The sequence below is a fragment of the Paraburkholderia largidicola genome (assembly GCF_013426895.1).
Lineage (GTDB): Bacteria > Pseudomonadota > Gammaproteobacteria > Burkholderiales > Burkholderiaceae > Paraburkholderia > Paraburkholderia largidicola.
In genome coordinates this window covers 2,293,018-2,317,266 of sequence record NZ_AP023176.1, presented here as the reverse complement: position 1 = coordinate 2,317,266, position 24,249 = coordinate 2,293,018, and the positions used below count along the sequence as shown (strand labels likewise).

Annotated in this window: 17 protein-coding genes; 12 read left to right on the top strand and 5 right to left on the bottom strand. The window is 62.8% G+C overall.

Going from position 1 to position 24,249, the window contains the following annotated elements; translation table 11 throughout:
- Positions 1 to 170: 170 nt before the first annotated feature.
- The 4 genes from PPGU16_RS39105 to PPGU16_RS39090 form a co-directional block, all read right to left on the bottom strand.
- Positions 171 to 485 (bottom strand): AzlD domain-containing protein, encoded by a 315-nt coding sequence (locus tag PPGU16_RS39105; protein ID WP_180726149.1) that lies wholly within the window; start codon positions 483 to 485, stop codon positions 171 to 173.
- Complete coding sequence (locus PPGU16_RS39100; protein ID WP_180726148.1) at positions 478 to 1,188, bottom strand: AzlC family ABC transporter permease; 711 nt, start codon at positions 1,186 to 1,188, stop codon at positions 478 to 480. The genes PPGU16_RS39105 and PPGU16_RS39100 overlap by 8 nt, the downstream gene beginning before the upstream one ends.
- Before the next feature lie 16 nt (positions 1,189 to 1,204).
- Entirely contained in the window at positions 1,205 to 2,287 is a 1,083-nt protein-coding gene (locus tag PPGU16_RS39095; protein WP_180726147.1) for a hypothetical protein, read from the bottom strand.
- Positions 2,288 to 2,696: 409 nt separating this feature from the next.
- Positions 2,697 to 3,350 carry a TetR family transcriptional regulator gene (locus tag PPGU16_RS39090; RefSeq protein WP_180726146.1) on the bottom strand — a complete coding sequence of 218 codons (654 nt, stop codon included), beginning with the start codon at positions 3,348 to 3,350 and terminating at the stop codon, positions 2,697 to 2,699.
- Positions 3,351 to 3,591: 241 nt separating this feature from the next.
- On the opposite strand from PPGU16_RS39090, the gene PPGU16_RS39085 reads away from it, so the two are divergent.
- The 12 genes from PPGU16_RS39085 (at position 3,592) to PPGU16_RS39030 (ending at position 22,843) form a co-directional block, all read left to right on the top strand.
- Positions 3,592 to 4,812, top strand: a complete 1,221-nt coding sequence (locus tag PPGU16_RS39085; protein ID WP_180726145.1) for an efflux RND transporter periplasmic adaptor subunit — start codon at positions 3,592 to 3,594, stop codon at positions 4,810 to 4,812.
- A gap of 14 nt (positions 4,813 to 4,826) precedes the next feature.
- Positions 4,827 to 7,985, top strand: coding sequence for an efflux RND transporter permease subunit (locus PPGU16_RS39080; RefSeq protein WP_180726144.1), 3,159 nt, complete (start codon positions 4,827 to 4,829; stop codon positions 7,983 to 7,985).
- Positions 7,986 to 7,995: 10 nt separating this feature from the next.
- Positions 7,996 to 9,507: an efflux transporter outer membrane subunit gene (locus tag PPGU16_RS39075; protein ID WP_180726143.1), complete on the top strand. Its 1,512-nt coding sequence runs from the start codon at positions 7,996 to 7,998 to the stop codon at positions 9,505 to 9,507.
- Between the two features lie 238 nt (positions 9,508 to 9,745).
- Positions 9,746 to 10,843 (top strand): efflux RND transporter periplasmic adaptor subunit, encoded by a 1,098-nt coding sequence (locus tag PPGU16_RS39070; protein ID WP_243460711.1) that lies wholly within the window; start codon positions 9,746 to 9,748, stop codon positions 10,841 to 10,843.
- 27 nt (positions 10,844 to 10,870) lie between these two features.
- Positions 10,871 to 14,005, top strand: a complete 3,135-nt coding sequence (locus PPGU16_RS39065; RefSeq protein ID WP_180726141.1) for an efflux RND transporter permease subunit — start codon at positions 10,871 to 10,873, stop codon at positions 14,003 to 14,005.
- A 3-nt stretch (positions 14,006 to 14,008) separates the two neighbouring features.
- Positions 14,009 to 17,098 (top strand): efflux RND transporter permease subunit, encoded by a 3,090-nt coding sequence (locus PPGU16_RS39060; RefSeq protein ID WP_180726140.1) that lies wholly within the window; start codon positions 14,009 to 14,011, stop codon positions 17,096 to 17,098.
- Entirely contained in the window at positions 17,095 to 18,600 is a 1,506-nt protein-coding gene (locus tag PPGU16_RS39055; RefSeq protein WP_180726139.1) for an efflux transporter outer membrane subunit, read from the top strand. Before PPGU16_RS39060 ends, PPGU16_RS39055 begins: the two co-directional genes overlap by 4 nt.
- Before the next feature lie 158 nt (positions 18,601 to 18,758).
- On the top strand, positions 18,759 to 19,577 hold the full coding sequence (locus tag PPGU16_RS39050) for an ABC transporter substrate-binding protein (protein ID WP_180726138.1): 819 nt from the start codon (positions 18,759 to 18,761) through the stop codon (positions 19,575 to 19,577).
- A gap of 7 nt (positions 19,578 to 19,584) precedes the next feature.
- A complete protein-coding gene (locus tag PPGU16_RS39045; protein ID WP_180726137.1) occupies positions 19,585 to 20,316 on the top strand; it encodes an amino acid ABC transporter permease in 732 nt (243 codons plus the stop codon).
- Complete coding sequence (locus PPGU16_RS39040) at positions 20,313 to 21,053, top strand: amino acid ABC transporter permease (protein WP_180726136.1); 741 nt, start codon at positions 20,313 to 20,315, stop codon at positions 21,051 to 21,053. Before PPGU16_RS39045 ends, PPGU16_RS39040 begins: the two co-directional genes overlap by 4 nt.
- Positions 21,031 to 22,293, top strand: coding sequence for a sulfite dehydrogenase (gene soxC / locus PPGU16_RS39035; protein WP_180726135.1), 1,263 nt, complete (start codon positions 21,031 to 21,033; stop codon positions 22,291 to 22,293). Before PPGU16_RS39040 ends, soxC begins: the two co-directional genes overlap by 23 nt.
- On the top strand, positions 22,286 to 22,843 hold the full coding sequence (locus tag PPGU16_RS39030) for a c-type cytochrome (protein WP_180726134.1): 558 nt from the start codon (positions 22,286 to 22,288) through the stop codon (positions 22,841 to 22,843). The genes soxC and PPGU16_RS39030 overlap by 8 nt, the downstream gene beginning before the upstream one ends.
- Positions 22,844 to 22,875: 32 nt before the next feature.
- On the opposite strand, the gene PPGU16_RS39025 is transcribed toward PPGU16_RS39030, so the two are convergent.
- Positions 22,876 to 24,201, bottom strand: a complete 1,326-nt coding sequence (locus PPGU16_RS39025) for an LLM class flavin-dependent oxidoreductase (protein WP_180727235.1) — start codon at positions 24,199 to 24,201, stop codon at positions 22,876 to 22,878.
- Positions 24,202 to 24,249 lie beyond the last annotated feature (48 nt).

Genomic DNA, 24,249 nt, shown 5'->3' with positions numbered 1-24,249 from the left:
GCCGGCGCTTTGCCGCGTTGGGCGGGGCTGCGTCGTTGCCGCCAGGTATCGGATGTGCGTATGACTATAGCGCAACGCTGCGCGGCCCCGGTTCGGGCGACTTAGCAAGTCTTACAAGCCCGCAGGTCCGACATTGCCTGAACGACGCGGCTCTAACAGTTTTCCTTCCGTCAACCGTGGAACCCGTTCCCTGCTGCGATATACGTAACGGATGCGAGTACGACCATAACCAGCAGATTGATTCGCTGCGAGAGGATCATCATGCCAAGTACTGTAAATCCGGCTACGGCTGCAATACTGTCGTGATGCAGTTCACTGACCACGCAATAGACAAGAAGGTTGATGAGCACCGCAATAGGCAGAATGTTCTTGATATCGAAACTCGCTTGCGCCGACAGATTCAGGTTTGAGAACGTCGGTGCGATGCGAACGATAACGCTCACGGCAAACAGGATGGCAATGCCCGCCAGTATTTCTTCATTCATTGACACGATGCTTCCCATACTTGGTCAGAACCAGATAGCACAATAAAATGCTGGGTATCCAGAAATATTTCTCGCCGAATATCGCAACCAGAGCGACTGAAATCAACAGGCAGATAAGGATAGCAATGACGCAACGTGTACCCGATTCGCGCAAACGCGTTCGCGAGTCGATAACGTAATGCATGACGTTCATGAAGCTCAGCGCAAACAGAATCGCGCTGACCGGGAACGTCAGCCCGGTTAGAACATTGCTCACCGAATCCGGCAAAAAACTGGCCAAAGCACAGCCCGCGACGGTGGAGGCGATCCAGAAGAGAAAGATACCCATGCGTATGACGACGCGCGACTTGAGATCATCGGTGTTTCGCTCAGTCGCGTATGACTCGTCGGCAAGACAGTGGGCGAGCAAGAGTTTCCACGGGGCGGAGATCTTTAGCGGCTGCGAGGCCGAAAGGGACATGGGGATGTAGCGCAGATTCATGCTTAAAATCACGAGGAAAATAGCGAGCATCCCCGTGGATGCAGCGCCTTGCTGGGAGAACGCAAGGAACGCGAACTGCCCGCTTCCTGTGAAGCCGATTGCACTTAGTAGAAAAACCCCCGCTGCGCTCCAATGGGCTTGTTCCGCGAGAACCCCGAACAGGATGCCGACTGGCGCCAACGCAAGCCCGACAGGAAGCACGCGCAATATGGACGATTTCATTGACTGATATGACGTGTTATTCGAGGCAGGGACACCCGGCCCCGCGCGTTCTGTGGATGGATGACGGTTTGCCGCCGATCAGGTAGTCGCCATGACTGGTTTTGACCGTCGTGTTCGGGCAAATGATGTCCAGGTGGTACTGAGTGTAGGGAGTCAAGCCGATGCCGAAGTGAATCGCTCCGGCGGTGCCGCCATAGGTTTCGTTCATCGCGTGATTGCCTGGCAGGATCCGGCTTTCGGTGTTGATGCCAAAGCCGATTTCCCAAAGAATCCGGTAGCGGGAATCCACGTCGAATAAGGCCTGCAATGCCGCGACTGCAGGGTTGTCGGGAGCACGATCCGCACCCACGCTGGTGATCACGCCGTTTTCAACCGTTGCGATGACAGCATCGTGAGACATGCTGCTTAACAGCCCGTGCAGGCGCGCCTGATCGGCGCGCAAGAAGCTGGGCGTACCGTTGTGCAGGATCGGCGTTCCGTTCAATGCAATCGTGCCGTTGAAGTCGAGTCGCAGGTTCTCCTCGAAGTCCTGAATGCGCAACGGCAGGACGCTGATCTCCCCGGATGGCGCTAACTGTTGCTCGCCGTCGCCCAGTGTGCCGGCTTGCTCGCTCCACAAATAGCTTTCGTCCAGATGATTGAATCTGGCGAGCGTACCGTTCTTTTCATCCGAAAACTCAAGATAATCCGCCTTTTCTCCGAGATCAAAGAAGCGGTCTATATGTTCTTGCTGCTTCTCGGGATTGGTGTTTTCAATAACGGCGAGAAAATGCCTGATTGCGTCGATATCGGTCGGAGTCGAGTTACACGCCATCGCGAGCAATTTCCGGTGTGCGCCGAGCATATTTTGCGGAGGCGATTGAAAGAATACATCGGGCGATATAACGAGTACATGCGCTCGCGGTGGAATCTGGTCTTTGAAGAGATCCGCGAATGTCTGGCCGTGTTCGAATAACACCGTTCGATAGCTCGAATAGCCACCGTTTTGTTCAATCGAGAGCGTCTCGTTCAATGACCGGTTGGTGACGACGACGAAATGGGTTTCCGTCGCTCGTCCAAATGCTCGAATACGGGAGGGATTGATATTGATGGATTTCATATCTATCGAAACGGACGAATTGAACGATTAAAGGTTCTGCCGCTCGTTGCATGCCCCGAAAAGCAGAACCCCCGCTTCACTTACGCCGCTTCCGCTTTAACCAAGCAGCGTGCCGAGATATTCGGCATTCTTCTTTCGATTCTTCATATTGAGCCTCGATAGTGGGTTGCAAGACACCTTGAAATAAGGTGTGCAGCCAGTCTATTCGAGGATTTTTTCGAGATGAATATTATTTAATGCGGATTTACCCTGTAAGATTTAGTTGGGTTGTTTCAGATTAATCTGTCATCCAATATACAGATCGATCACCGATCAAACACTCGTTGTGTACCTGTCTTTTAATTCTTACTGATTCTTAGTAACACACCCGCATCTGATCAGATGGCCGATTCGCTTTGCTCGTGAGATCCTATGCCGGGCTCGGGGCGCTTGTGGAAATGGCGTCGAACACCATGTCGCCGCCGACGCACTTCAGCGCCGAAGCAAGCGTCTGCTCCGCTTCCAGGTCGGCGCGCGGCTCGGCCGACATCAACAGACGTTTGTGCAAAAACCCGGTCAGCGCCGCGTGGATGAAGCCGGCGGCCGCGCGCGTATCGAGGTCGGGCGGCAACTGTCCGCGCAGCGATGCGGCCCTGAGCGCCGCGTCGATCTGCGCTTCGGCGCGCAACGCGGCCATCGCGACACGCTCGTAAAACGCCGCCGTCTCCGCCGTCACTTCGCACTTCGTCAGCGCGATGCTGTACAGCCGCCGCGCGCGCCGCAGATGCAGCGCGTCGCGCAGTCGCTGAAGCAATTGCGCGTGCAGATGCTGCAACGGATCGGCGTCCTGCTCGCACGACTGTACGACGAATGGATCGAGCGGCATGTCCGCGCACTCGTAGATCGCCTGAAACACGGCCTCCTTGTTCCGGAAGTGACCGTAGACGGCGCCGCGCGTGACGCCCGCTTCCGACGCAATGTCTTCCAGCGCGGCGCGCGCAAAGCCACGCACGAAGAACACGCGCTCGGCGGCGTCGATGATCTTTGCCCGCGTGTCGAGCGCCTGTTGCTTCGTTCGTCCCATGACGGGTGCCTTTCTCCTGCCGTTCGGCGCCGCGCACCCCAATCCGCGCAGCGACCGTGTGAATCACGCGGCCATCGTAGTCGGCGCGACGCGGCATTGGCTTAACAAGTCTTACGGCAGCCTGGTGGCTGTAACCCGGGAAAGGCGAACAACCCCTATCGTCACGACCTTATCGTGTCGGTGCGTGTTGGATCAACACTCGTTGCGCGCCGGCCCCGTTCAATTCAAACAAGTTTGTACGATGCCAGCGCTATTAAAGAACCGTAACTTTCGTTTGCTCGCGGCCACGGCTGCGATTTCCGCCATCATTCCGTTTTTCGCCGCGTGCAGCGACAAGCCCGCAGCGCCGCCTCAACAGACGCCTGAAGTCGGCGTCGTCAGCGTCAACCCGACGGGCGTGCCCGTGACCGTCGAACTGCCGGGCCGCGTGAGCGCGCATCTCGTCGCCGAAGTGCGCGCGCGTGTCGACGGCATCGTGCTGAAGCGCGCCTTCACGGAAGGCAGCGAAGTCAAGGCGGGGCAGACGCTCTACAAGATCGATCCCGCGCCGTACCTCGCCTCGCTCAACAGCGCGAAGGCGACGCTCGCGAAGGCGCAGGCCACGCTGGTGTCGACGCATGCGGAAGCCGAGCGCTACAAGGTGCTGGTCGCTGCGAACGCGATCAGCAAACAGGACTACGACAACGCCGTCGCCTCGGAAGGCCAGGCCGCCGCCGATGTCGCAGCCGGCAAGGCCGCCGTCGAAACGGCGCAGATCAACCTCGGCTATACCGACGTGACCTCGCCGATTTCGGGGCGCATCGGCAAGTCGTCGGTGACGGAAGGCGCGTACGTGCAGTCGAGCGCGGCGACGCTGCTCGCCACGGTGCAACAGCTCGATCCCGTCTACGTGGACCTCACGCAATCGAGTCTCGTCGGCCTCAAGTTGCGCCGCGACGCGCAGGAAGGGCGCCTCAAGACGAGCGGCCCGAACGCGGCGAAGGTCACGCTGATCCTCGAAGACGGCCGTCCGTATGGCGGCACGGGCAAGCTCGAATTCTCCGACGTGACCGTCGACCAGACCACAGGCTCCGTCACCGTGCGCGCGCTGTTCGACAACGCGCAGCGCGTGTTGCTGCCGGGCATGTACGTGCGCGCGAAGATCGAGGAAGGCATCAACGAGCAGGCGTACGTCGTCCCGCAACAGGGCGTCACGCACGACCAGAAGGGCGATCCGACCGCGCTCGTCGTCGGCGCGGACGGCAAGGTCGCGACGCGGCAACTGGTGACGTCCGGCACGTATGGCGCGAACTGGGTGGTCGAGAGCGGCCTGCAAACGGGCGACCGCGTGATCGTGCAAGGCGTCGACAAGGTGCGCCCCGGCATGACGGTGAAAACGGTCGACGCACAACTGCCTGAAGCCGATGCCGCCGCGCAGACAGCAGCCGCAGCGCCCGCGTCCGACGCGCACAGCGCGCAGTAACGAGGACGCATTCAATGGCAAAGTTTTTTATCGACAGGCCCATCTTTGCGTGGGTCATCGCAATCATTCTGATGCTCGCGGGCATCGCTTCGATCTTCAATCTGCCTATCGCGCAGTATCCGACCATCGCCCCGCCCGCGGTGCAGATCAGCGCGACGTATCCGGGCGCATCGGCGAAAACGGTGGAAAACACCGTCACGCAGGTGATCGAGCAGCAGATGAGCGGTCTCGACCATTTGCTCTACATGTCGTCATCGAGCGACGACTCCGGCAACGCGACGATCACGCTGACCTTCGCAGCGGGCACCAATCCCGACATCGCACAGGTGCAGGTGCAGAACAAGCTGCAACTCGCGACGCCGCTGCTGCCCGAAAGCGTGCAGCAGCAGGGCACCAAGGTGACGAAGTCGAGCAGCAGCTTCCTGCTGGTGATGGCGTTCGTCTCGACGGACGGCAGCATGGACCGCTACGACCTCGCGAACTATGTGGCTTCGCATGTCGAAGACCCCGTGAGCCGCGTCGACGGTGTCGGCACCGTGCAGCTGTTCGGCTCGCAATTTGCAATGCGCGTCTGGCTCGACGCGAACAAGCTGAACCAGTACAGCCTCACGCCCGTCGATGTCGAGACCGCGCTGACGAATCAGAACGTGCAGGTCGCAGCAGGTTCGCTCGGCGGCACGCCTTCCGTGCCCGGCCAGGTATTGCAGGCGACGATCACGCAGGCCACTCTGCTGCAAACCCAGGAACAGTTCGGCAACGTGCTGCTGAAGGTCAATCAGGACGGCTCGCAGGTGCGCATCAAGGACGTTGCGCGCATCGATCTGGGCGGCGAAAACTATAACTTCGACACCAAGTACAACGGCCAGCCGACAGCGGGCTTCGGCATCCAGCTCGCAACGGGCGCGAACGCGCTGCAGACGGCGAAGCTGGTGCGCGCGAAGATCGATGCATTGTCGAAGAACTTCCCGCATGGTCTCGTCGTGCAGTATCCGTACGACACGACGCCGTTCGTGAAGATGTCGATCGAGGAAGTCGTCAAGACGCTGCTGGAAGGCATCGTGCTGGTGTTCCTCGTGATGTATCTGTTCCTGCAGAACCTGCGTGCGACGCTGATCCCGACGATTGCCGTGCCCGTCGTGTTGCTCGGCACATTCGCGATCATGAGCGCGGCGGGCTTCTCGATCAATACGCTGTCGATGTTCGGTCTCGTGCTCGCCATCGGCCTGCTCGTGGACGACGCGATCGTGGTGGTCGAAAACGTCGAGCGGGTGATGTCCGAGGAAGGGCTATCGCCAAGAGAAGCCACGCGCAAGGCGATGGGCCAGATCACGGGCGCGCTGGTCGGCGTGGCGCTGGTGCTGTCGGCGGTGTTCGTGCCTGTTGCGTTCTCGGGCGGATCGGTTGGCGCGATCTACCGTCAGTTCTCGCTGACGATCGTGGCGGCGATGGTGCTGTCCGTGCTCGTTGCGCTGGTACTCACGCCCGCACTGTGCGCGACGATCCTCAAGCCGATCCCGAAGGGGCATCACGGCACGAAGACGGGCTTCTTCGGCTGGTTCAACCGCACGTTCGACAACGGCCGCGACAAGTATCACTCGGGCGTGCAGCACGTGATCCGCCGCTCGGGACGCTGGCTCGTGCTGTATCTCGCGGTGATCGTCGGGGTAGGTTTCCTGTTCATGCGTCTGCCGAAGTCGTTCCTGCCCGATGAAGATCAGGGCACGATGTTCGTGCTCGTGCAGACGCCGCCAGGATCGACGCAGGAGACCACGGCACGCACGCTGAAGAACGTCACCGACTATCTGCTTCACGACGAAAAAGACATCGTCGACTCGGTATTTACCGTGAACGGCTTCAGCTTCGCGGGTCGCGGACAGAACGCGGGTATCGCGTTCGTGCGGATGAAGGACTACTCGCAACGTCAGCATGCGAACCAGAAAGTGCAGGCGCTGGTGGGCCGCGTGTTCGGGCACTACGCGTCGTACAAGGACGCGACCGTGCTGGCCGTGAACCCGCCGTCGATTCCCGAACTCGGCACGGCATCCGGCTTCGACTTCGAACTGACCGACAACGCCGGCGTCGGCCACGACGCGCTGATGGCCGCGCGCAACCAGCTGCTCGGCATGGCCGCGAAAGATCCGTCGCTGGCACTGGTGCGTCCGAACGGGCTGTCCGATACGCCGCAGTTCAAGGTCGATATCGACCGCGAGAAAGCGCAGGCGCTCGGCGTCACCGTGTCGGACATCGACCAGACGTTCTCGATTGCGTGGGCATCGGCGTACGTGAACAACTTCCTCGATACCGATGGGCGGATCAAGAAGGTCTATCTGCAAGGCGACGCGCCGTTCCGCATGACGCCCGAGGACATGAGCAAGTGGTACGTGCGCGGCAGTTCCGGGTCGATGATGCCGCTGACGTCGGTGGCGTCGGGACACTGGACCTACGGCTCGCCGAAGCTCGAACGCTACAACGGCATCTCGTCGGTCGAAATCCAGGGGCAGGCGTCCGCAGGCAAGAGCACGGGCCAGGCGATGTCCGCGATGGAAGCGCTCGCCGCGAAGCTGCCGCAAGGCATCGGCTACGAATGGACGGGACTGTCGTTCCAGGAGCGCCAGTCGGGCTCGCAGGCGCCGGTTCTGTACGGCATCTCGATCCTCGTCGTGTTCCTGTGTCTCGCCGCGTTGTACGAAAGCTGGTCGATTCCGTTCGCGGTGATTCTCGTCGTGCCGCTCGGCGTGATCGGCGCGCTGCTCGCCGTCACGATGCGCGGGCTGGAGAACGACGTGTTCTTCCAGGTCGGCTTGCTGACCACGGTGGGTTTGTCCGCGAAGAACGCGATTCTGATTGTCGAGTTCGCGCGCGAATTGCAGATCAAGGAAGGCATGACGGCCGTGCAGGCCGCGCTTGAAGCGGCGCGTCTGCGGCTGCGCCCGATCCTGATGACGTCGCTGGCGTTCGTGCTCGGCGTGCTGCCGCTCGCCATCAGCAACGGCGCCGGTTCGTCGAGCCAGCACGCCATCGGCACGGGCGTGATCGGCGGGATGCTGACGGCCACGTTCCTCGCCGTTTTCATGATCCCGATGTTCTACGTCGTGATCCGCGAGAAGTTCTCGCGCGATGGCGCGGCGCCGCTCAGCACCGAACACGACGTCGAAGAAGAAACGGCCCAGTAAGGACAAGCATATGAACAGAACACTACTGACGACGCTCGCCGCCGCGCTCTTCGCGACGGGCTGCACGCTCGCGCCGACGTATGAGCGTCCGGCTGCGCCTGTGGCGGCGACCTTCCCGCAAGGCGGCGTCTACGACAACCAGCCCGCTAAAGGTGCGGCGACGCGCACCGCAAGCGACCACGCTGCTACCGACATCGGCTGGCGCGAGTTCTTCGTCGATCCGCGTCTGCAACGGCTGATCGAACTCGCGTTGCAGAACAACCGCGACTTGCGCGTGTCGGCGCTCAAGGTCGAAGAAGCGCGTGCGCAATACCGCATTCAACGCGCCGATCTGATGCCGTCGCTTTCCGTCGATGGCACGGGCACGCGCAGCCGCACGCCGAAGGACCTGTCGTACGTCGGCAGGGCGACGGTGGGCGCGGAGTACCAGGTAGCGGCGAGCGCGTCGTGGGAACTCGACTTCTTCGGCAAGGTGCGCAGCCTGACCGAGCAGACGTTGCAGACGTACTTCTCGACCGCACAGGCGCGCAAGGCGGAAGAAATCCTGCTGGTGTCGCAAGTCGCCGATCAATACCTGACGCTCGTCGCCTACGACGAAATGCTGGCAAGCACGAAGAATACGTACGACACGGCGCGCCGCTCGTACGAACTGACCAAGCTCCAGTACGACACGGGCACGGGCTCCGAACTCGATCTGCGCGAAGCGGCAGGCACGATGCAGCAGGCGCAGGCGAACTACGAAAGCCAGCAGCGCTCGCGCGCGCAGGCGGAGAACGCGTTGGTGCTGCTGGTCGGTGCGCCGCTGCCTGCCGATCTGCCGCAAGGTTTGCCGCTCGCCAGCCAGCAACTGCTTGCGGATATCCCTGCGGGCGTGCCGTCCGAATTGCTGACGCGTCGCCCCGACATCATGGAAGCCGAAGCGACGTTGATCGGCGCGAACGCGAATATCGGCGCGGCGCGCGCGGCGTTCTTCCCGAGCATTTCGCTGACGGGCGACTTCGGCACGGCGAGCGCGAGCCTCGGCACGCTCTTCAAGCCGGGGCAACTCGCATGGAGCTTCGGGCCGACGATCTCCGTGCCGATCTTCAAGGGCGGCGAGAATCGCGCGAATCTGGATCTCGCGAAGCTCGAAAAGAACGTCGCTGTCGCACAGTATGAAAAGGCGATCCAGACGGCGTTCCGCGAAGTCTCAGACGGGCTGGCGGCGCGCGGCACCTACGACCGGCAGATCAAGGCGCTGCAGGAGAACGTCGAGTCGCAGCAGCGTCGCTATGATCTGTCGGATCTGCGTTATCGCCAGGGCGTGGACAGTTACCTGAACGTGCTGACGGCACAGACCGATCTCTATTCGGCGCAGCAGTCGCTGATTACGGCATCGTTAAATCGCCTGACCAACCTCGTCGATCTGTATCAGTATCTTGGCGGCGGCTGGATCGAGCGAACGGGCGACACGCCGCGTTCCGCCGATGCGCCGTACGCGCAGCAGGCACAGCAGCCCACGCGCGTCGCCGCGCAACCGTAACACGCAGAAACATCCACTAAGCGCGCTAAACCTGGGCGCGCTTTCCCGTTGCTACATTCCCCTCCATCTCCTGAGCAGCCGCCCGTCCTCCCGTGAGGCGCGGCGCTGCTTTCCGGCGACGCCCGCGTGGCGTCGTTCTTTTATTCCTTGTGGCAAACGTTGAGCGGCCCGAGTGCCGACAAATCTTCGCGTGAAATTCAATCGTCCAATCCGTCGTGTGTTGATCGCCGCAGGCATCGTGGCTGCCGGCGTTATCGTCTGGCAGGCGTTCGCCGCGCTTCACAAGCCGCCGCATCCCGTGGCGCAAGTCACGCCCGTCACCGTCGGCAGCGTGACGCGCGCTGATGTGCCGCTGCAACTCGATGCGCTCGGCACCGTCACGCCACGCGCCACTGTCACCGTGAAAACGCAGGTCAACGGCACGCTCGAAGCGATGCTCGTGAAAGAAGGCCAGCGTGTGAAAGCGGGCCAGCCGATTGCGCGGATCGATTCACGCGCGCTGCGCGCCCAGTTGCTCGAGGCGCAAGGCACGCTCGAACACGATGAAGCGCTGCTCGCCAATGCGCGCGCTGACCTGACGCGTTACGAAAGCCTGATCGACGGTGGCTCCATTTCGCATCAGACGCTCGATACGCAGCGCGCGACGCTGCGTCAGTATCAAGGCACCGTCAAGGCGGATCAGGGCAGCGTCGCGAATCTGCGCGTGCAGGTCGGCTACTGCGAAATCGTCGCGCCGATGGACGGCACGATCGGCCTGCTGTCCACCGACGCCGGCAACTACGTGACGACGAGCGACACGACGGGCATCGCGACCATCACCAGCGACTCGCCGACCACCGTCGTCTACGCGCTGCCCGAAGACAAGATGGGCGACGTGGTCGATGCGTTCCACGACAAGGGCGCATTGGCCGTCGAGATTTTCGCGCGCGACAAGCGCACCGTGCTCGACCACGCGACGCTTGCCGCCATCGACAACCAGGCCGACACCACGACGGGCACGGTCAAGCTGAAGGCGAGCGCGCCGAACCGCGACGGCCGGCTGTTTCCGAACCGCTTCGTCAACGTACGGATGACGGTCGGCACCTTGCACGACGCGTTGACGGTGCCGACGGTCGCGATCCAGCACGGCGCATCGGGCGATTTCGTGCTGACGCTCGCCGCCGCCGATGCGAAGCGGGGCCAAGGCAAAGTCGCGCTGCACCGCGTGACGGCGGGCGTCGCCTACAACGACGCGACCGTGATCGGGCAAGGCGACCTGAAGGCAGGCGACACGATCGTGCTGGACGGCGCGGACAAGCTCGACGACGGCAGCGCCGTGATGATCGTTCACCCCTGACGCGCGCTTCCGGACCCAAAGATACCGATGGATATTTCCCGCCCGTTCATCCGCCGTCCTGTCGCGACGGGCCTGATGACGCTTGCCCTGCTGCTGATCGGCCTGATCGCTTACCGGCTGATGCCCGTTTCCGCGCTGCCTGAAATCGACTATCCGACGATTCAGGTCTACACGCAGTATCCGGGTGCATCGCCCGATGTGATCAGCACTTCCGTCACCGCGCCGCTCGAAAAGCAGTTCGGGCAGATGGCGGGACTCAAGCGCATGAATTCGACGAGTTCGCTCGGCGTGTCGCTCGTCACGCTGCAGTTCCAGACCTCGACGAATCTCGACGAAGCCGAGCAGGAAGTGCAGGCCGCGATCAACAGCGCGAACAGCACGCTGCCGACGAATCTGCCGTATCCGCCCGTCTACAGCAAGGTCAATCCCGCCGATACGGCCGTGCTCACGCTCGCCGTCACGTCCGATGCGTTGCCGCTCACGCGTGTCGAAGACCTCACCGATACGCGCATTGCGCAGAAGCTCTCGCAGGTGTCGGGCGTCGGGCTCGTCACGCTGTCGGGCGGCGCGCGGCCTGCCGTGCGCGTGCAGACCGACACGCGCGCTTTGAACGCGATGGGTCTGTCGCTCGAAGATGTGCGCACAGCAGTCGGCGACGCCAACGTGAACAGCGCGAAAGGCACGATCGACGGTCCGTTGCAGGCTTTCACGATCGACGCGAACGATCAACTCACGTCCGCTACCGATTACCAGGATCTCGTGCTCTCGTATCGCAACGGCGCACCCGTGCGTCTCGCCGATGTCGCGAAGATTTCGGAGACGGCTGAAAATCCGCGCCAGGCCGCATGGAGCGGCGCGACGCCTGCGATCATCATCAATGTGCAGCGGCAGCCGGGCGCGAACGTAATCGAAGTCGTGGACCGGATCGAAGCGCTGTTGCCGCAACTGCGCGCGTCGTTGCCCGCGACCGTGAAGATCAGCGTGCTCAGCGACCGCACGCAGACCATCCGCGCTTCCGTACATGACGTGAAGATGGAACTGGCCGCCGCGATTGCGCTCGTCGTGATGGTCGTGTTCGTGTTTCTGCGGCGGCTCGAATTCACGCTGATTCCCGCCGTGACGGTGCCGTTCGCGCTGGTCGGCACGGTGGCGGGCATCTACGCGCTCGGTTTTTCCGTCAACAACCTCACGCTGATGGCGCTGACGGTGGCGACGGGTTTCGTGGTCGACGATGCGATCGTGATGCTCGAAAACGTGATGCGCCACATCGAGAACGGCGAGACACCGCTCAACGCCGCGTTGAAGGGCGCGCGGCAGATCGGCTTCACGATTCTGTCGATCTCGGTGGCGCTGGTTGCCGTGCTGATTCCGCTGTTCTTCATGCCCGATGTGATCGGCCGGTTGTTCCGCGAGTTTGCCTTGACGCTGGCGATAGCGATCGTGATTTCCGCGTGGGTCTCGCTGACGCTCACGCCGATGATGGCCGCCCGCATGCTGCGCGCCGATCACGCCGCGAGCGATAGCGATGCTGATGCGAAGGACTGGCTTGCGCGGTTGAATCGCGGCTATCTGCGTGCGCTCGACTGGGCGTTCGTGCATCGCGTGACGGTGCTCGTGATCGTCGCCATCACCACGCTGCTGACGTGCGTGCTGTTCGTGCTGCTGCCGAAGGGCCTGTTTCCGGAACAGGACACGGGCCTGATCGAAGGGATCTCGCTGGGTTCGCCGCGTGCGTCGTTCGAGCGGATGGCGTCGTCGACGCGTACATTGGCGGGCCGTGTCGCAAGCGATAGTGCGGTGGCGAATGTGTCGTCGTTCGTCGGCATCGACCAGAACAATCCGACCATCAACCAGGGGCGCATGCTCATCAGCCTGAAAGATGGCGATTCGAGCCGCTCCGTGATTCAAAGGCTCACGCAAGACGCGGCGCAACGTGCCGATCTCAAGCTCTATCTGCATCCCGTGCAGGACCTGACGCTGGACGATCAGATCAACGCGAACAGCTATCGCGTCGGCGTGCAGGCCACTGATCGCACCGAACTCAACGACTGGACGCAACGTTTGCTCGCTGCGCTACGCGCCGACCCGATGTTCACCGACGTGCAAAGCCAGGCGCAGCAACAAGGCAATGTGCTGAAGTTCGACTTCGACCGTGCGACGGCGTCGCGACTTGGCCTCACCGCGCAGGACATCGACAACGCGCTCTACGACGCGTTCGGCGACCGGCAGATTTCGACCATCTATACGCACGTGAACCAGTATCACGTGACGTTGGGCGCGGACGTGCGGCTGGTCGGCGAGTCGCCGCTGGCGTTGCTCGACGGGTTGTATGTGGGTACTACCAGTGCTTCGTCTTCCTCGTCTTCCTCGTCGACCACGACATCGACCAGCACGTCGGCTTCACTCTCTCCGCTGTCGAGCATCGCCAGCGCGACGGTCGGCGCCGCGCCGCTGACGATCCAACGCCAGGCGCAGTTTCCATACGCGGATGTGTCGTTCAATCTCGCCGATGGCGTGACGCTCGGCACGGCCATCGACCGTATCGAAGCGATCGAAGCGAAGCTCAACCCGCCCGCAAGCGTGCAGATGAACCTCGAAGGCGCGGCGCAGCTTTACAGCACGTCGCTCGGCAACGAAGCCTTGCTGCTGGTCGGCGCGCTGATCGCCGTGTATATCCTGCTCGGCATCCTGTACGAAAGCCTCATCCATCCGCTGACGATTCTGTCGACGCTGCCTTCCGCCGCATGCGGCGCGCTCGCGGCGCTGTTGTTCTGCGGCGGCGAACTGGACATCATCGGCCTGATCGGCATCGTGCTGCTGGTCGGCATCGTGATGAAGAACGCGATCATGATGGTCGACTTCGCGCTCGAACAGGAGCGCACGCTCGGCCTCACCGCGCACGATGCGATGCGCCGCGCGTGCGAACTGCGCTTCCGGCCCATCCTGATGACGACCTGCGCGTCGTTGTTCGGGGCGCTGCCGCTCGCGCTCGGCACGGGCATGGGCCACGAATTGCGGCAGCCGCTCGGCATTGCGATCATCGGCGGGCTGGTGGTGAGCCAGCTGCTCACATTGTTCTCGACGCCCGTGATCTTCCTCGCGCTGCATCGTCTCGCGACGCGCGCCGCGATCACGCCGTCCGGCGATACGAGCGCGAGCTAAAGCATGAATTTGTCCGCTCCGTTCATTCGCCGTCCCGTCGGCACGATGCTCCTCGCGATTGGTCTTGCGCTGTTCGGCATCGTCGCGTTCAGGCTGCTGCCTGTCGCGGCGTTGCCGTCGGTGGACTTTCCTGTCGTGATGGTCAGCGCGACGCTGTCGGGCGCGAATCCCGATACGGTCGCCAAGACCGTGACCGCGCCGCTCGAACGCGCCTTCGGATCGATTGCGGGTCTCACGCAGATGACGTCGCAAAGCTCGTCGGGTTCGTCGCAGATCGTGTTGCAGTTCGATCTGAACCGCGATATCGACGGCGCCGCGCGCGACGTGCAGGCGGCCATCAACGCCGCGCGCAGCAATCTGCCTACGACGCTCACGCAAACGCCGACTTATCGCAAGATGAATCCCGCTGCCGCGCCCGTGATGATCGTCGGGCTGACGTCGGATACGGTCGGCGTCGGGCAGATGTACGACTATGCTTCTTCGGTGCTGCAACAGAAGCTGCTGCAGGTGCAAGGCGTCGGCGATGTGACCGTGGGCGGCGGCGCGTTGCCGGCCGTGCGCGTCGAACTGAATCCCGATCAGTTGAGCCACTACGGCATCGCGCTCGACTCCGTCCGCACCGCGTTGGCCAACGCGAGCGTCGATCTGCCGAAGGGCGCCGTCAGCATGAACGGCGAGCACTATGTGCTGGGCGCGAACGATCAGCTGATGGAACCCGCCGACTACAAGCCGCTCGTGATCCGCACGCTCGACGGCACGGTGGTGCACGTCACCGACGTCGCGCAAGTGGTGAAGTCGACGGAAGACCTGCGCAATTACGGCCTCGCGAACGGCAAGCCGGCGGTGCTGCTGATCGTGTCGAAGCAGCCGAATGCGAACGTGATCAAGACCGTCGACGCGATTCGCGCCACGCTGCCGCAACTCGCCGCGAGTCTGCCGTCGACGGTGAAGCTGAACGTCGTGCTGGACGGCACGCAGACGATCCGCTCATCGGTATTCGACGTCGAAGTCTCGCTGCTGGCGGCCGTGCTGCTGGTGACGGCTGTTTCCTACGCGTTCTTTCGCGACTGGCGCAGCACGCTGATTCCGGCGATCACGGTGCCGCTCGCGCTCGCGGGCACCTTCACCGCGATGTACTTCCTCGGCTACAGCCTGAACAACCTGACGCTGATGGCGCTGACCATATCGACGGGCTTCGTGGTCGACGACGCGATCGTCGTCGTCGAAAACATCATGCGGCATCTCGATCAGGGCAAGTCGCCGCTTGCCGCCGCGCTCGACGGCACGCGCGAAGTCGGTTTCACGGTGCTGACGATCAGCGTGTCGCTAGTGGTCGTGTTTCTGCCGCTCATCATGATGAGCGGACTGGTTGGGCGGTTGTTCCGCGAGTTCTCGGTGTCGCTCGCGATTGCGATCCTGATTTCGATGGTGATTTCGCTGACGCTTGCGCCGACGCTCGGGCGTCTGCTGTTGCGCCACGTGCCGCACAAGCAGAATGAAGGAGCGCTGGGGCCGCGAGTCGAACGCGCTTACGGGCGCAGTTTGCGCTGGGCGCTGCGTCATCCGAAGTCGATGCTCGCCGTCACCGTGTTCCTGCTGTTCGCCAATGTCGGCATGGTGGCCGTGATGCCGAAAGGCTTTTTCCCGATCGAGGACACGGGGCGGCTGATGGGCAACGTGCAGGCGTCGCAGAGCATTTCATTTCAGGCGATGAAGCAGAAGTTCGACGAGATCAACAGGCGCATCCTGCAGAACCCGGATGTGCAATCGGTGTCGGGCTATGTCGGCGGGCGCAATGCCGTCAGCAACAGCATGATGTTCATCACGCTCAAGCCGCTGTCAGAACGCAAGCACAACGCGAATCAGGTGATCGCGGATCTGAGTCATCGCACAGCTGACATTCCCGGCGTGCGGCTGTTGATGCAATCCGCGCAGGATCTGATGTTCGGCGCGCGGCAAAGCTCGGCGCAGTTTCAGTACGCGGTGACGGCGGAGAACCAGGACGAACTGGATACGTGGTTGCCGCGCATCGAAGCGAAGCTGCGTGCATTGCCGCAACTGCGGGACGTGAACGCCGACGTGCAAAGCGCGAGTCTTTCGATGATGCTGCAGGTGAATCGCGACGCGGCGGCGCGCATGGGCGTGCCGTTCGAAGCCGTCGACGATGCATTGAACGACGCGTTCAGCCAGCGCCAGATTGCGACGGTGTACGGCCCAGCGAACCAGTATCACGTGGTGATGGAGGTTGCGCCGCAGTACTGGGAAGACCCGAAGACGCTGGACACCCTTTATGTGCCAGCATCGAACGCGACAAGCAGTACATCTTCTTCGACGAGCGCAACCCTCGTGCCTTTGTCCGCGCTAGCCACACGCACGCTGTCGCACGCGCCCGTCACGATCGCGCACGACAACCAGTTTCCCGCTGTCACGCTGTCGTACAACCTGCGCGAAGGCGTGACGATGAGCGATGCGAATGCGGCCATCAAGGCGGCCGTGGCGTCGCTGAATCTGCCGAATACGATTTTGCCGGCGTTCGCGGGGCAAGGCGCGATGATGCAGCAGTCGGGCGGCAGCGAAGTGCTGCTGATCATCGGTGCGTTGATTGCCGTGTATATCGCGCTCGGCATTCTGTACGAGAACCTCATTCATCCGCTGACGATTCTCTCGACACTGCCTTCAGCAGGCCTCGGCGCGCTGATCGCGCTCTACATCTGCGGCTACGAACTGACGATCATCGCGCTGATCGGCATCGTGTTGCTGATCGGCATCGTGAAGAAGAACGCAATCATGATGGTCGATTTCGCGGTCACGTATGAACGCGAACAGGGCGCGAGCGCGGGAGACTCGATCTATCAGGCGTGTCTCACGCGCTTCCGGCCGATCATGATGACGACGCTCGCCGCGCTGTTCGGCGCGGTGCCGCTGATCGTCAGTTCGGGCTATGGGCATGAGTTTCGTCATCCGCTCGGCGTCGCGATTCTCGGCGGCCTGATGGTCAGCCAGTTGCTGACGCTCTTCACGACGCCCGTGATCTATCTCTGGCTCGACCGCTTCAACGGCCGGCGCGCCTCACGTAACGGAACCCCATCATGATGGACAAAGCAACGCCCACGATGCGGCGCGTGCATCGAACGATCGTGGCTGTTGCCATTGCCACGCTGTGCGCGGGCTGCGCAATCGGGCCCGACTATAAAAAGCCGGACGTTGCCGTGCCCGCGACATTCAAGGAAATGAACAGCCCCGATGCGAGCGGCGTCTGGCAACAGGCGCAGCCCGATCCCGCGGCATCACTGGATAGCCGCTGGTGGACGATGTTCGGCGATCAGACGCTCGACGATCTGTGCGAGCGGGCATTGAAGGCGAACCAGACCCTCGCGCAGTACGATGCCGCGTACCGGTCAGCGCGCGCCCAGGTGGCGTCGGCACGCGCGAGCCTGTTTCCGACGGTGTCGTTCGCAGGCTCGGGCACGCGCTCGGGCAGTGGCAGCAGCACGCAGGTGTCGTCGAGCGGAACCGTCAGCAGCTATGCGTCGAAGAGCGTGTCGGCGCAACTGGAGGCGAGCTGGGAGCCGGATCTGTGGGGCAGCGTGCGGCGGTCCGTCGAAGCGAGCGAGGCGAGCGCGCAGGCATCGGATGCGCAACTGGCAGGTGAACGCCTGAGCGTGCTCGCGACGCTGGCCGTCGACTATTTCACCGTGCGTGCCGCCGACGCCGATCTCGCGATTCTCGATGAAGAACGCCGCATCGACGCCGAACTGCTCGCGCTGACGGAGGCGAAGTACAAGCATGGCGTGTCGTCGTATGACGATGTGCGCACTGCACACAACACGCTGCAAGCTATCGACGAAAGCATCGCGAGCGCGCAACTCACGCGCCGTCAGTATGAACATGCGATTGCCGTGCTGATCGGCGAAGCGCCTGCGGCGTTCTCGTTGCCGGTGCAGGCGGATTATCGCTTCGGGTTGCCCGCGTTGCCCGTTGCGCTGCCGTCCGCGTTGTTGCAGCGCCGGCCGGATGTCGTGCAGGCCGAGCGCACGGTCGCGCAGTACAACGCGAAGATCGGTGTGGCGAAGGCGGGCTATTTCCCGACCATCACGCTGTCGGCGGATGGCGGCTGGAGCGGCACCTCGCTCGCCCATCTCGTCTCGCTGCCGACGCGCTTCTGGTCGCTGGGATTTGACGTTGCGCAAACGGTGTTCGACGCGGGCGCCACGAGCGCGTCGGTGCGCGCCGCGCGCGCCAACTACGATCAGGAAGTCGCCGCCTACCGGCAGACGGTGCTGAGCGCGTTCCAGGATGTCGAAGACTACTTGAGCGCAGTGCAGATCGCGACGCGGCAGGCGGCGGCATCGAACGATGTCGCGCAGCGCAGCGGCGAACTCGCGGCCAGCCAGCAGCGCAATTTCGCGGCGGGCACGTCGAGCCGCATCGACGTGCTCGATACGCAACTGACGCAAGTCCAGGACCGCAAGATCGCGCTCGATTACAGCAGCACCGCGTTGCAGAACGCCGTCATGCTCGTGAAAGCCTTGGGCGGCGGCTGGGACGGCGACGTGGGGGCGCTCAAAACCGCAAAGGCATCTTCCGAAAAGTGAAATGCGCCGGACTCGGCGCATATGACGTGTACCGCTTTGCTCGTGACGATTTATTGGTTCGTCACGCGCACGGGCGTTGCTAAAGTCGCGGCTCATCATCGATACGGGCGATGAGCCGTTGTACGCCGCTACACGCATAACTATCAGAAGGTCTTGCTATGAAAATCCGATTCGCTGGCGCTGTCATCATGGGGTTGATGCTCGCCGTCTCCAGCGCGGCGCACGCCGACCGTCTCGACGACATCAAGAAGGCGGGCGTGCTGCGCGTCGCGACCTTCGACAGCAATCCGCCGTTCGGCTTCGTCGATCCGAAGAACAATCAGATTGCCGGGCTCGATGTCGATTACGCGCGCGCCGTCGCGGACAAACTCGGCGTGAAGCTCGAAATCCAGCCGACCAATCCCGCTAATCGCATTGCCTTCCTGAAGTCGGGCAAGGTCGATCTGGTGTTCGCGAACTTCACGATCACCGACGAGCGCAAGAAGGAAGTCGATTTCAGCACGCCGTATTTCGCGTCGGGCACGCAATTCATCGCAAAGAAGGGCGTGCTCAAAACGCCGCAGCAATTGAACAGCCTGCGCGTCGGCGCGGATAAAGGCACGACGAACGAGCAGCAGGTGCGTGCGCAATTCCCGGGCGCGACCATCGTCGCGTATGACGACACGCCGTTCGCATTCGCCGCGCTGCGTACGGGCAACGTGCAGGCGATCACGCAGGACGGACCGAAACTCGTCGCGCTGCTGGCGAACGTGCCGGACAAGGCGAACTACGAAATTTCGCCGTTCACCATTTCCAACGACTATGAAGGCGTGGGCGTGCCGAAAGGCGAGACGCGTCTGTTGAACGTGGTCGATGACACGCTCAAGGGACTCGAAGCGAACGGCACGGCGGGCAAGATCTACGACCAATGGTTCGGTCCGTCCAGCCGCGCGCCGCTGCCGCGTCTGTTCAAGATCGGCGATCCGCAAAAGAGCTGAACGACGTATGAACGGCTGGCTGGAACCGAAGTACGTCGGGTGGCTCGCGCACGGCTTCGAGATGACCTTGCTGTTGTCGGCATGCGTGATCGTGTCGGCGACGCTGCTGGGCTTCGCGCTTGCAATGGCGCGCAATGCGCGTAACGGCTTCGTTACGCGCATTGCTGCGCTGTATGTGCTCGTTTTTCGCAACTCGCCGTTGCTCGTGCAACTGCTGTTCTGGTACTTCGGCGCGGCGACCCTGCTGCCGCAAAGCTGGATGGAATGGCTCAACACGCCGCATACGCTTTCCTTGTCGACGTTCACCCTTGCATGGCCGCCGTTCGAGTTCGTGGCAGGCTGGATCGGCTTGACGTGTTACGCGACGACCTTCGTCGGTGAAGAATTTCGCGCGGGAATGCGCGGCGTCAAGGACGGCCAGTATCTGGCCGCCGCCGCGTTGGGACTCGCGCCGTTCGGCACGTTTCGCTACGTGATCCTGCCGCAGGCGATCCGCATTGCAACGCCGCCGCTTGCGGGGCAATACATGAACATCGTGAAGAACTCGTCGCTGACGATGGCGATCGGTCTCGCGGAACTGTCATACACGTCGCGGCAGGTCGATACGGAAACGTTCAAGACCTTCCAGGCATTCGGCGCGGCGACTGTCCTCTATATCGCGACCATCGCGGCGATCGAAGTCGGGCTGATTCTCTGGAAGCGCCGTAGCGCACACGCGTGGCAGCGAGGCAACGCATGAGCGCAATCGACTGGTTGCCGACGTTGCGTTATCTGCTGCTCGGCACGTTCCCGAATGGCCCGCTCGGCGGGGCGGCGTTGACGCTGGTGATGTCGATTGTGTCGGCGCTGTTATCAGCTTTGATCGGATTCGCGGGCGGCGTTGCACTGTCGATGACGCGTGGCGCGGCGCATCTGGTGCTCACGGCCGTCGTCGGCTTTTTCCGCGCGATTCCCGTCCTGATGCTGATCTTCTGGACGTTCTTCCTGATGCCGATGCTGCTGCACATCGACGTGCCGGGACTCGCAACCGTTGTTTGCGCGCTGGCGCTGATCGGCGGCGCGTATCTGTCGCATTCGGTGCAGGCGGGCATTGCCGCCGTGCGCGCGGGGCAGGAGCAGGCGGCGTTGTCGCTAGGTCTCACGCGCTGGCAGGCGTTGCGCTATGTGCTGTTGCCGCAGGCCGTTCGCATCATGACGCCGTCGTTCGTGAACCAGTGGGTGTCGCTGATCAAGGACACGTCGCTGGCGTATATCGTCGGCGTGCCCGAGTTCACGTTTCTCGCCAACCAGATCAATAACCGGCTGATGGTCTATCCCGTGCAGATCTTCCTGTTCGTCGGTCTGGTTTATCTGCTGCTGTGTTCGGCGCTGCAATTCTTCGCGACGCGCCTGCTGGGTGGCGCACAGCGTCGCAACAAGCCCGATGCACAGCCCCACATCACCCGGTTCCCTCATGTCCAATCCGCCGATTCCTGAATCCAGAACCCGTCGCCGGATGCTCGGCGGGCTGGCGCTGTCCGCGCTGGCCGCGCCCGGCGTGAAGGCCGCAACGCTGCTGCGCCCGCTGAACGTCGATCCGTGGACGCAAACGCCTGGCGCGCCGATTCTCGACCATCCATACGGCCAACCGTCGCCGCGCGAGGCGAACGTGGTGCGCCGCGCGGCGCGCGCCTGGCCGATGCCGGGCGCGGCCTCGTCGCTCACGCCGCTCGCGGACCTGCACGGCACGATCACGCCGAACGGGCTCGTGTACGAGCGTCATCATTCCGGCGTGCCGGATATCGATCCCGACGCACACCGGCTCGTCGTGCATGGCTTCGTGCGCGAGCCGAAGCTCTTCACGATGGACGATCTGCTGCGTCTGCCGTCGGAGTCGCGGATTCATTTCCTGGAATGCTCGGGCAACACGGGGAGCGAATGGAAAGGCCCGAGCGGCCTGCCTGTGCAGATCACGCACGGGCTGCTGTCCTGTTGCGAATGGACGGGCGTGCGTCTGTCGACCTTGCTCGAAGCGACGGGCGGACTTGCGGCAGCGACGGACGGACGTGCGCCGAAATGGCTGCTCGCTGAAGGCGCGGATGCCGCCGCGATGACGCGCAGCCTGCCGCTCGACCGCATTCTCGACCGCGCGCTCGTCGTCTATGCGCAAAACGGCGAACGTCTGCGGCCCGAGAACGGTTATCCGTTGCGGCTGCTCGTGCCGGGCTTCGAAGGCAATACGAACGTGAAGTGGCTGCGGCGTCTGAAGATCGTCGATGCGCCGCTGGAAACGCGCGAGGAAACATCGAAATACACGGGGCTGCTGCCGGATGGAAGCGCGCGGCAGTTCGTGTTCGAGATGGACGCGAAGTCGGTGATTACGCGGCCGTCGTCGGGGCAAAAGCTGACGGTGCACGGCTTTTATCCGATTGTCGGTATCGCGTGGTCGGGGCGCGGCGCGATTCGCCGGGTCGAAGTCTCGACGGATGGCGGAAAGACCTGGCAGGACGCGACGCTCGACGACACGCCGCGCGATCGCGCATTGACGCGCTTTCAGTCGGGCTGGGTCTGGAACGGCGAACCAGCAGCGATTCTGTCGCGCGCCACGGATTCGACCGGTTATGTGCAGCCGACGCGCGAGGCACTCGTGCAGGCGCGCGGACTGAACTCGACCTATCACTACAACGGCATTCACCAGTGGCGCATCGGCGCCGATGGAAGCGTGAAAAATGCTTAAGTCCATTTTTCGGGCGTCTTTGCTTTGCGTGTCGCTTGCTGCGTGCTCGACTTCGTTGACCGCGTTGCATGCCGATCTGCGCAAATCCGCCGATGCGATCGGCACGCCCGTCAGCGATGCCGACATCGCCGCATGGAACATCGACGTCGCGCCCGATGGCCACGGATTGCCCGCCGGCAGCGGCGACGTCGCGATGGGCGGCAAGGTCTTCGCGGCCAAATGCGCCGCGTGCCACGGCGCGAAGGGAGAAGGGCTGATCGGCGATCAACTGATTGGCGGACGCGGCACGCTTGCGTCTGCGAATCCGAAGCGCACCGTAGGCAGCTACTGGCCGTACGCGACGACGCTCTTCGACTACATCCGCCGTGCGATGCCGTACAACGCGCCGCAATCGCTCAGCGCCGATGAGGTCTATGCGGTGAGCGCGTGGATTCTGAACCAGAACGGCATCGTGCCCGACGACGCGCGTCTCGATGCGCATTCGCTGGCGTCGGTTCGCATGCCCAATCGCGATGGCTTCGTGGCTGATCCGCGACCGGGGCGTCTGTAGCCGCTTCGCCCCGTCGCGAGTGGATCAACCGGTCAGGCCGTCTGCGCAACCTGCGCGGATTGTGCCTGCGTGGAGAACTGATTCTCCGGGCGCGGCAGTCCCAGATGATCGCGCAGCGTGCGGCCCGCGTATTCGGTGCGAAACAGTCCGCGGCGCTGCAACTCCGGCACCACCAGTTCGGCGAACTCGCTCAGCCCGCCCGGCAGCCACGGCGACATGATGTTGAAGCCGTCGGCGCCTTCCTCTTCGAACCATTGCTGCAACTGGTCCGCGATGCTTTGCGGCGTGCCGATCACCTGCTGATGCCCGCGCGCGCCCGCGATGCGCAGATATAGCTGGCGTATCGTCAGGTTGTCGCGGCGCGCGAGGTCGAGCAGCAGTCGCTGACGGCTCTTGCCGCCATTGGTTTCCGGCAATTCAGGCACAGGCCCGTCGACGTCGTACTTCGACAGATCGACGCCACCCGACATGTTCGACAGCAACTGCAATCCGACCGTCGGATGAATCAGGTTCTGCAACGCGTCGAACTTGTCTTGCGCTTCCTGCTGCGTCCTGCCTATCACGGGGAAAATGCCGGGCATGATCTTCAGATGCTCAGGCCGGCGTCCATAGCGCGCAAGCCGGCTTTTCACGTCGCGATAGAAATGCTTCGCTTCGTCGAGCGTCTGATGCGCGACGAAGATCACTTCGGCCGTTTGCGCCGCGAGGTCCTTGCCCGCATCGGAGGCGCCCGCCTGAATCACGACGGGGCGCCCTTGCGGCGAGCGCGCGACATTCAACGGCCCGCGCACCTTGAAATGCTTGCCGCGATAATCGAGCACGTGCACCTTGTCGGGATCGAAGTAGACGCCGCTCGCCTTGTCGCGCAGAAACGCGTCGTCGTCCCAGCTATCCCACAGGCCCGTCACCACGTCGTGGAATTCTTTCGCGCGCTCGTAGCGCAGCGCGTGATCGGGATGCCTGTCGAAGCCGAAATTGTGCGCCTCCGTTTCCGTGCTCGACGTGACGAGATTCCAGCCAGAGCGGCCACCGCTCAGATGATCGAGCGACGCAAACTTGCGCGCGACGTTGTACGGTTCGTTGAACGTCGTGGAAACCGTGGCGACGAGGCCGATATGCGAAGTCACGACGGACAGCGCGGACAGCAACGTCAACGGCTCGAAGTGATCGGCGCGTGCCGTGCGCGACAGCGAAGGCAAATGCGTGTCGCGCACGCTGACGCTGTCGGCGAAGAAGATTGCGTCGAACTTGGCGCGCTCGGCGATCTGCGCGAGCTGCGCGTAGTGCGCGAAGTCGAGGCCGCCCGTCGCGTGCGTGTCGGGGTGACGCCATGCGGCGATGTGATGTCCCGTTTCCATCAGGAAGGCGCCGAGGCTGATCTGTCTTGGGTGGTGTCGTGCTTCGCT

Bases quoted from the DNA above. Each gene is read 5' to 3' on its own strand.
- PPGU16_RS39085 (WP_180726145.1), top strand. From the start codon at position 3,592: ATGCCAGCGCTATTAAAGAACCGTAACTTTCGTTTGCTCGCGGCCACG.
- PPGU16_RS39100 (WP_180726148.1), bottom strand. From the start codon at position 1,188: ATGAAATCGTCCATATTGCGCGTGCTTCCTGTCGGGCTTGCGTTGGCG.
- PPGU16_RS39105 (WP_180726149.1), bottom strand. From the start codon at position 485: ATGAATGAAGAAATACTGGCGGGCATTGCCATCCTGTTTGCCGTGAGC.
- PPGU16_RS39050 (WP_180726138.1), top strand. From the start codon at position 18,759: ATGAAAATCCGATTCGCTGGCGCTGTCATCATGGGGTTGATGCTCGCC.
- PPGU16_RS39045 (WP_180726137.1), top strand. From the start codon at position 19,585: ATGAACGGCTGGCTGGAACCGAAGTACGTCGGGTGGCTCGCGCACGGC.
- PPGU16_RS39055 (WP_180726139.1), top strand. From the start codon at position 17,095: ATGATGGACAAAGCAACGCCCACGATGCGGCGCGTGCATCGAACGATC.
- PPGU16_RS39090 (WP_180726146.1), bottom strand. From the start codon at position 3,350: ATGGGACGAACGAAGCAACAGGCGCTCGACACGCGGGCAAAGATCATC.
- PPGU16_RS39065 (WP_180726141.1), top strand. From the start codon at position 10,871: ATGGATATTTCCCGCCCGTTCATCCGCCGTCCTGTCGCGACGGGCCTG.
- PPGU16_RS39080 (WP_180726144.1), top strand. From the start codon at position 4,827: ATGGCAAAGTTTTTTATCGACAGGCCCATCTTTGCGTGGGTCATCGCA.
- PPGU16_RS39025 (WP_180727235.1), bottom strand. From the start codon at position 24,201: ATGGAAACGGGACATCACATCGCCGCATGGCGTCACCCCGACACGCAC.
- PPGU16_RS39095 (WP_180726147.1), bottom strand. From the start codon at position 2,287: ATGAAATCCATCAATATCAATCCCTCCCGTATTCGAGCATTTGGACGA.
- PPGU16_RS39060 (WP_180726140.1), top strand. From the start codon at position 14,009: ATGAATTTGTCCGCTCCGTTCATTCGCCGTCCCGTCGGCACGATGCTC.
- PPGU16_RS39030 (WP_180726134.1), top strand. From the start codon at position 22,286: ATGCTTAAGTCCATTTTTCGGGCGTCTTTGCTTTGCGTGTCGCTTGCT.
- soxC (WP_180726135.1), top strand. From the start codon at position 21,031: ATGTCCAATCCGCCGATTCCTGAATCCAGAACCCGTCGCCGGATGCTC.
- PPGU16_RS39040 (WP_180726136.1), top strand. From the start codon at position 20,313: ATGAGCGCAATCGACTGGTTGCCGACGTTGCGTTATCTGCTGCTCGGC.
- PPGU16_RS39075 (WP_180726143.1), top strand. From the start codon at position 7,996: ATGAACAGAACACTACTGACGACGCTCGCCGCCGCGCTCTTCGCGACG.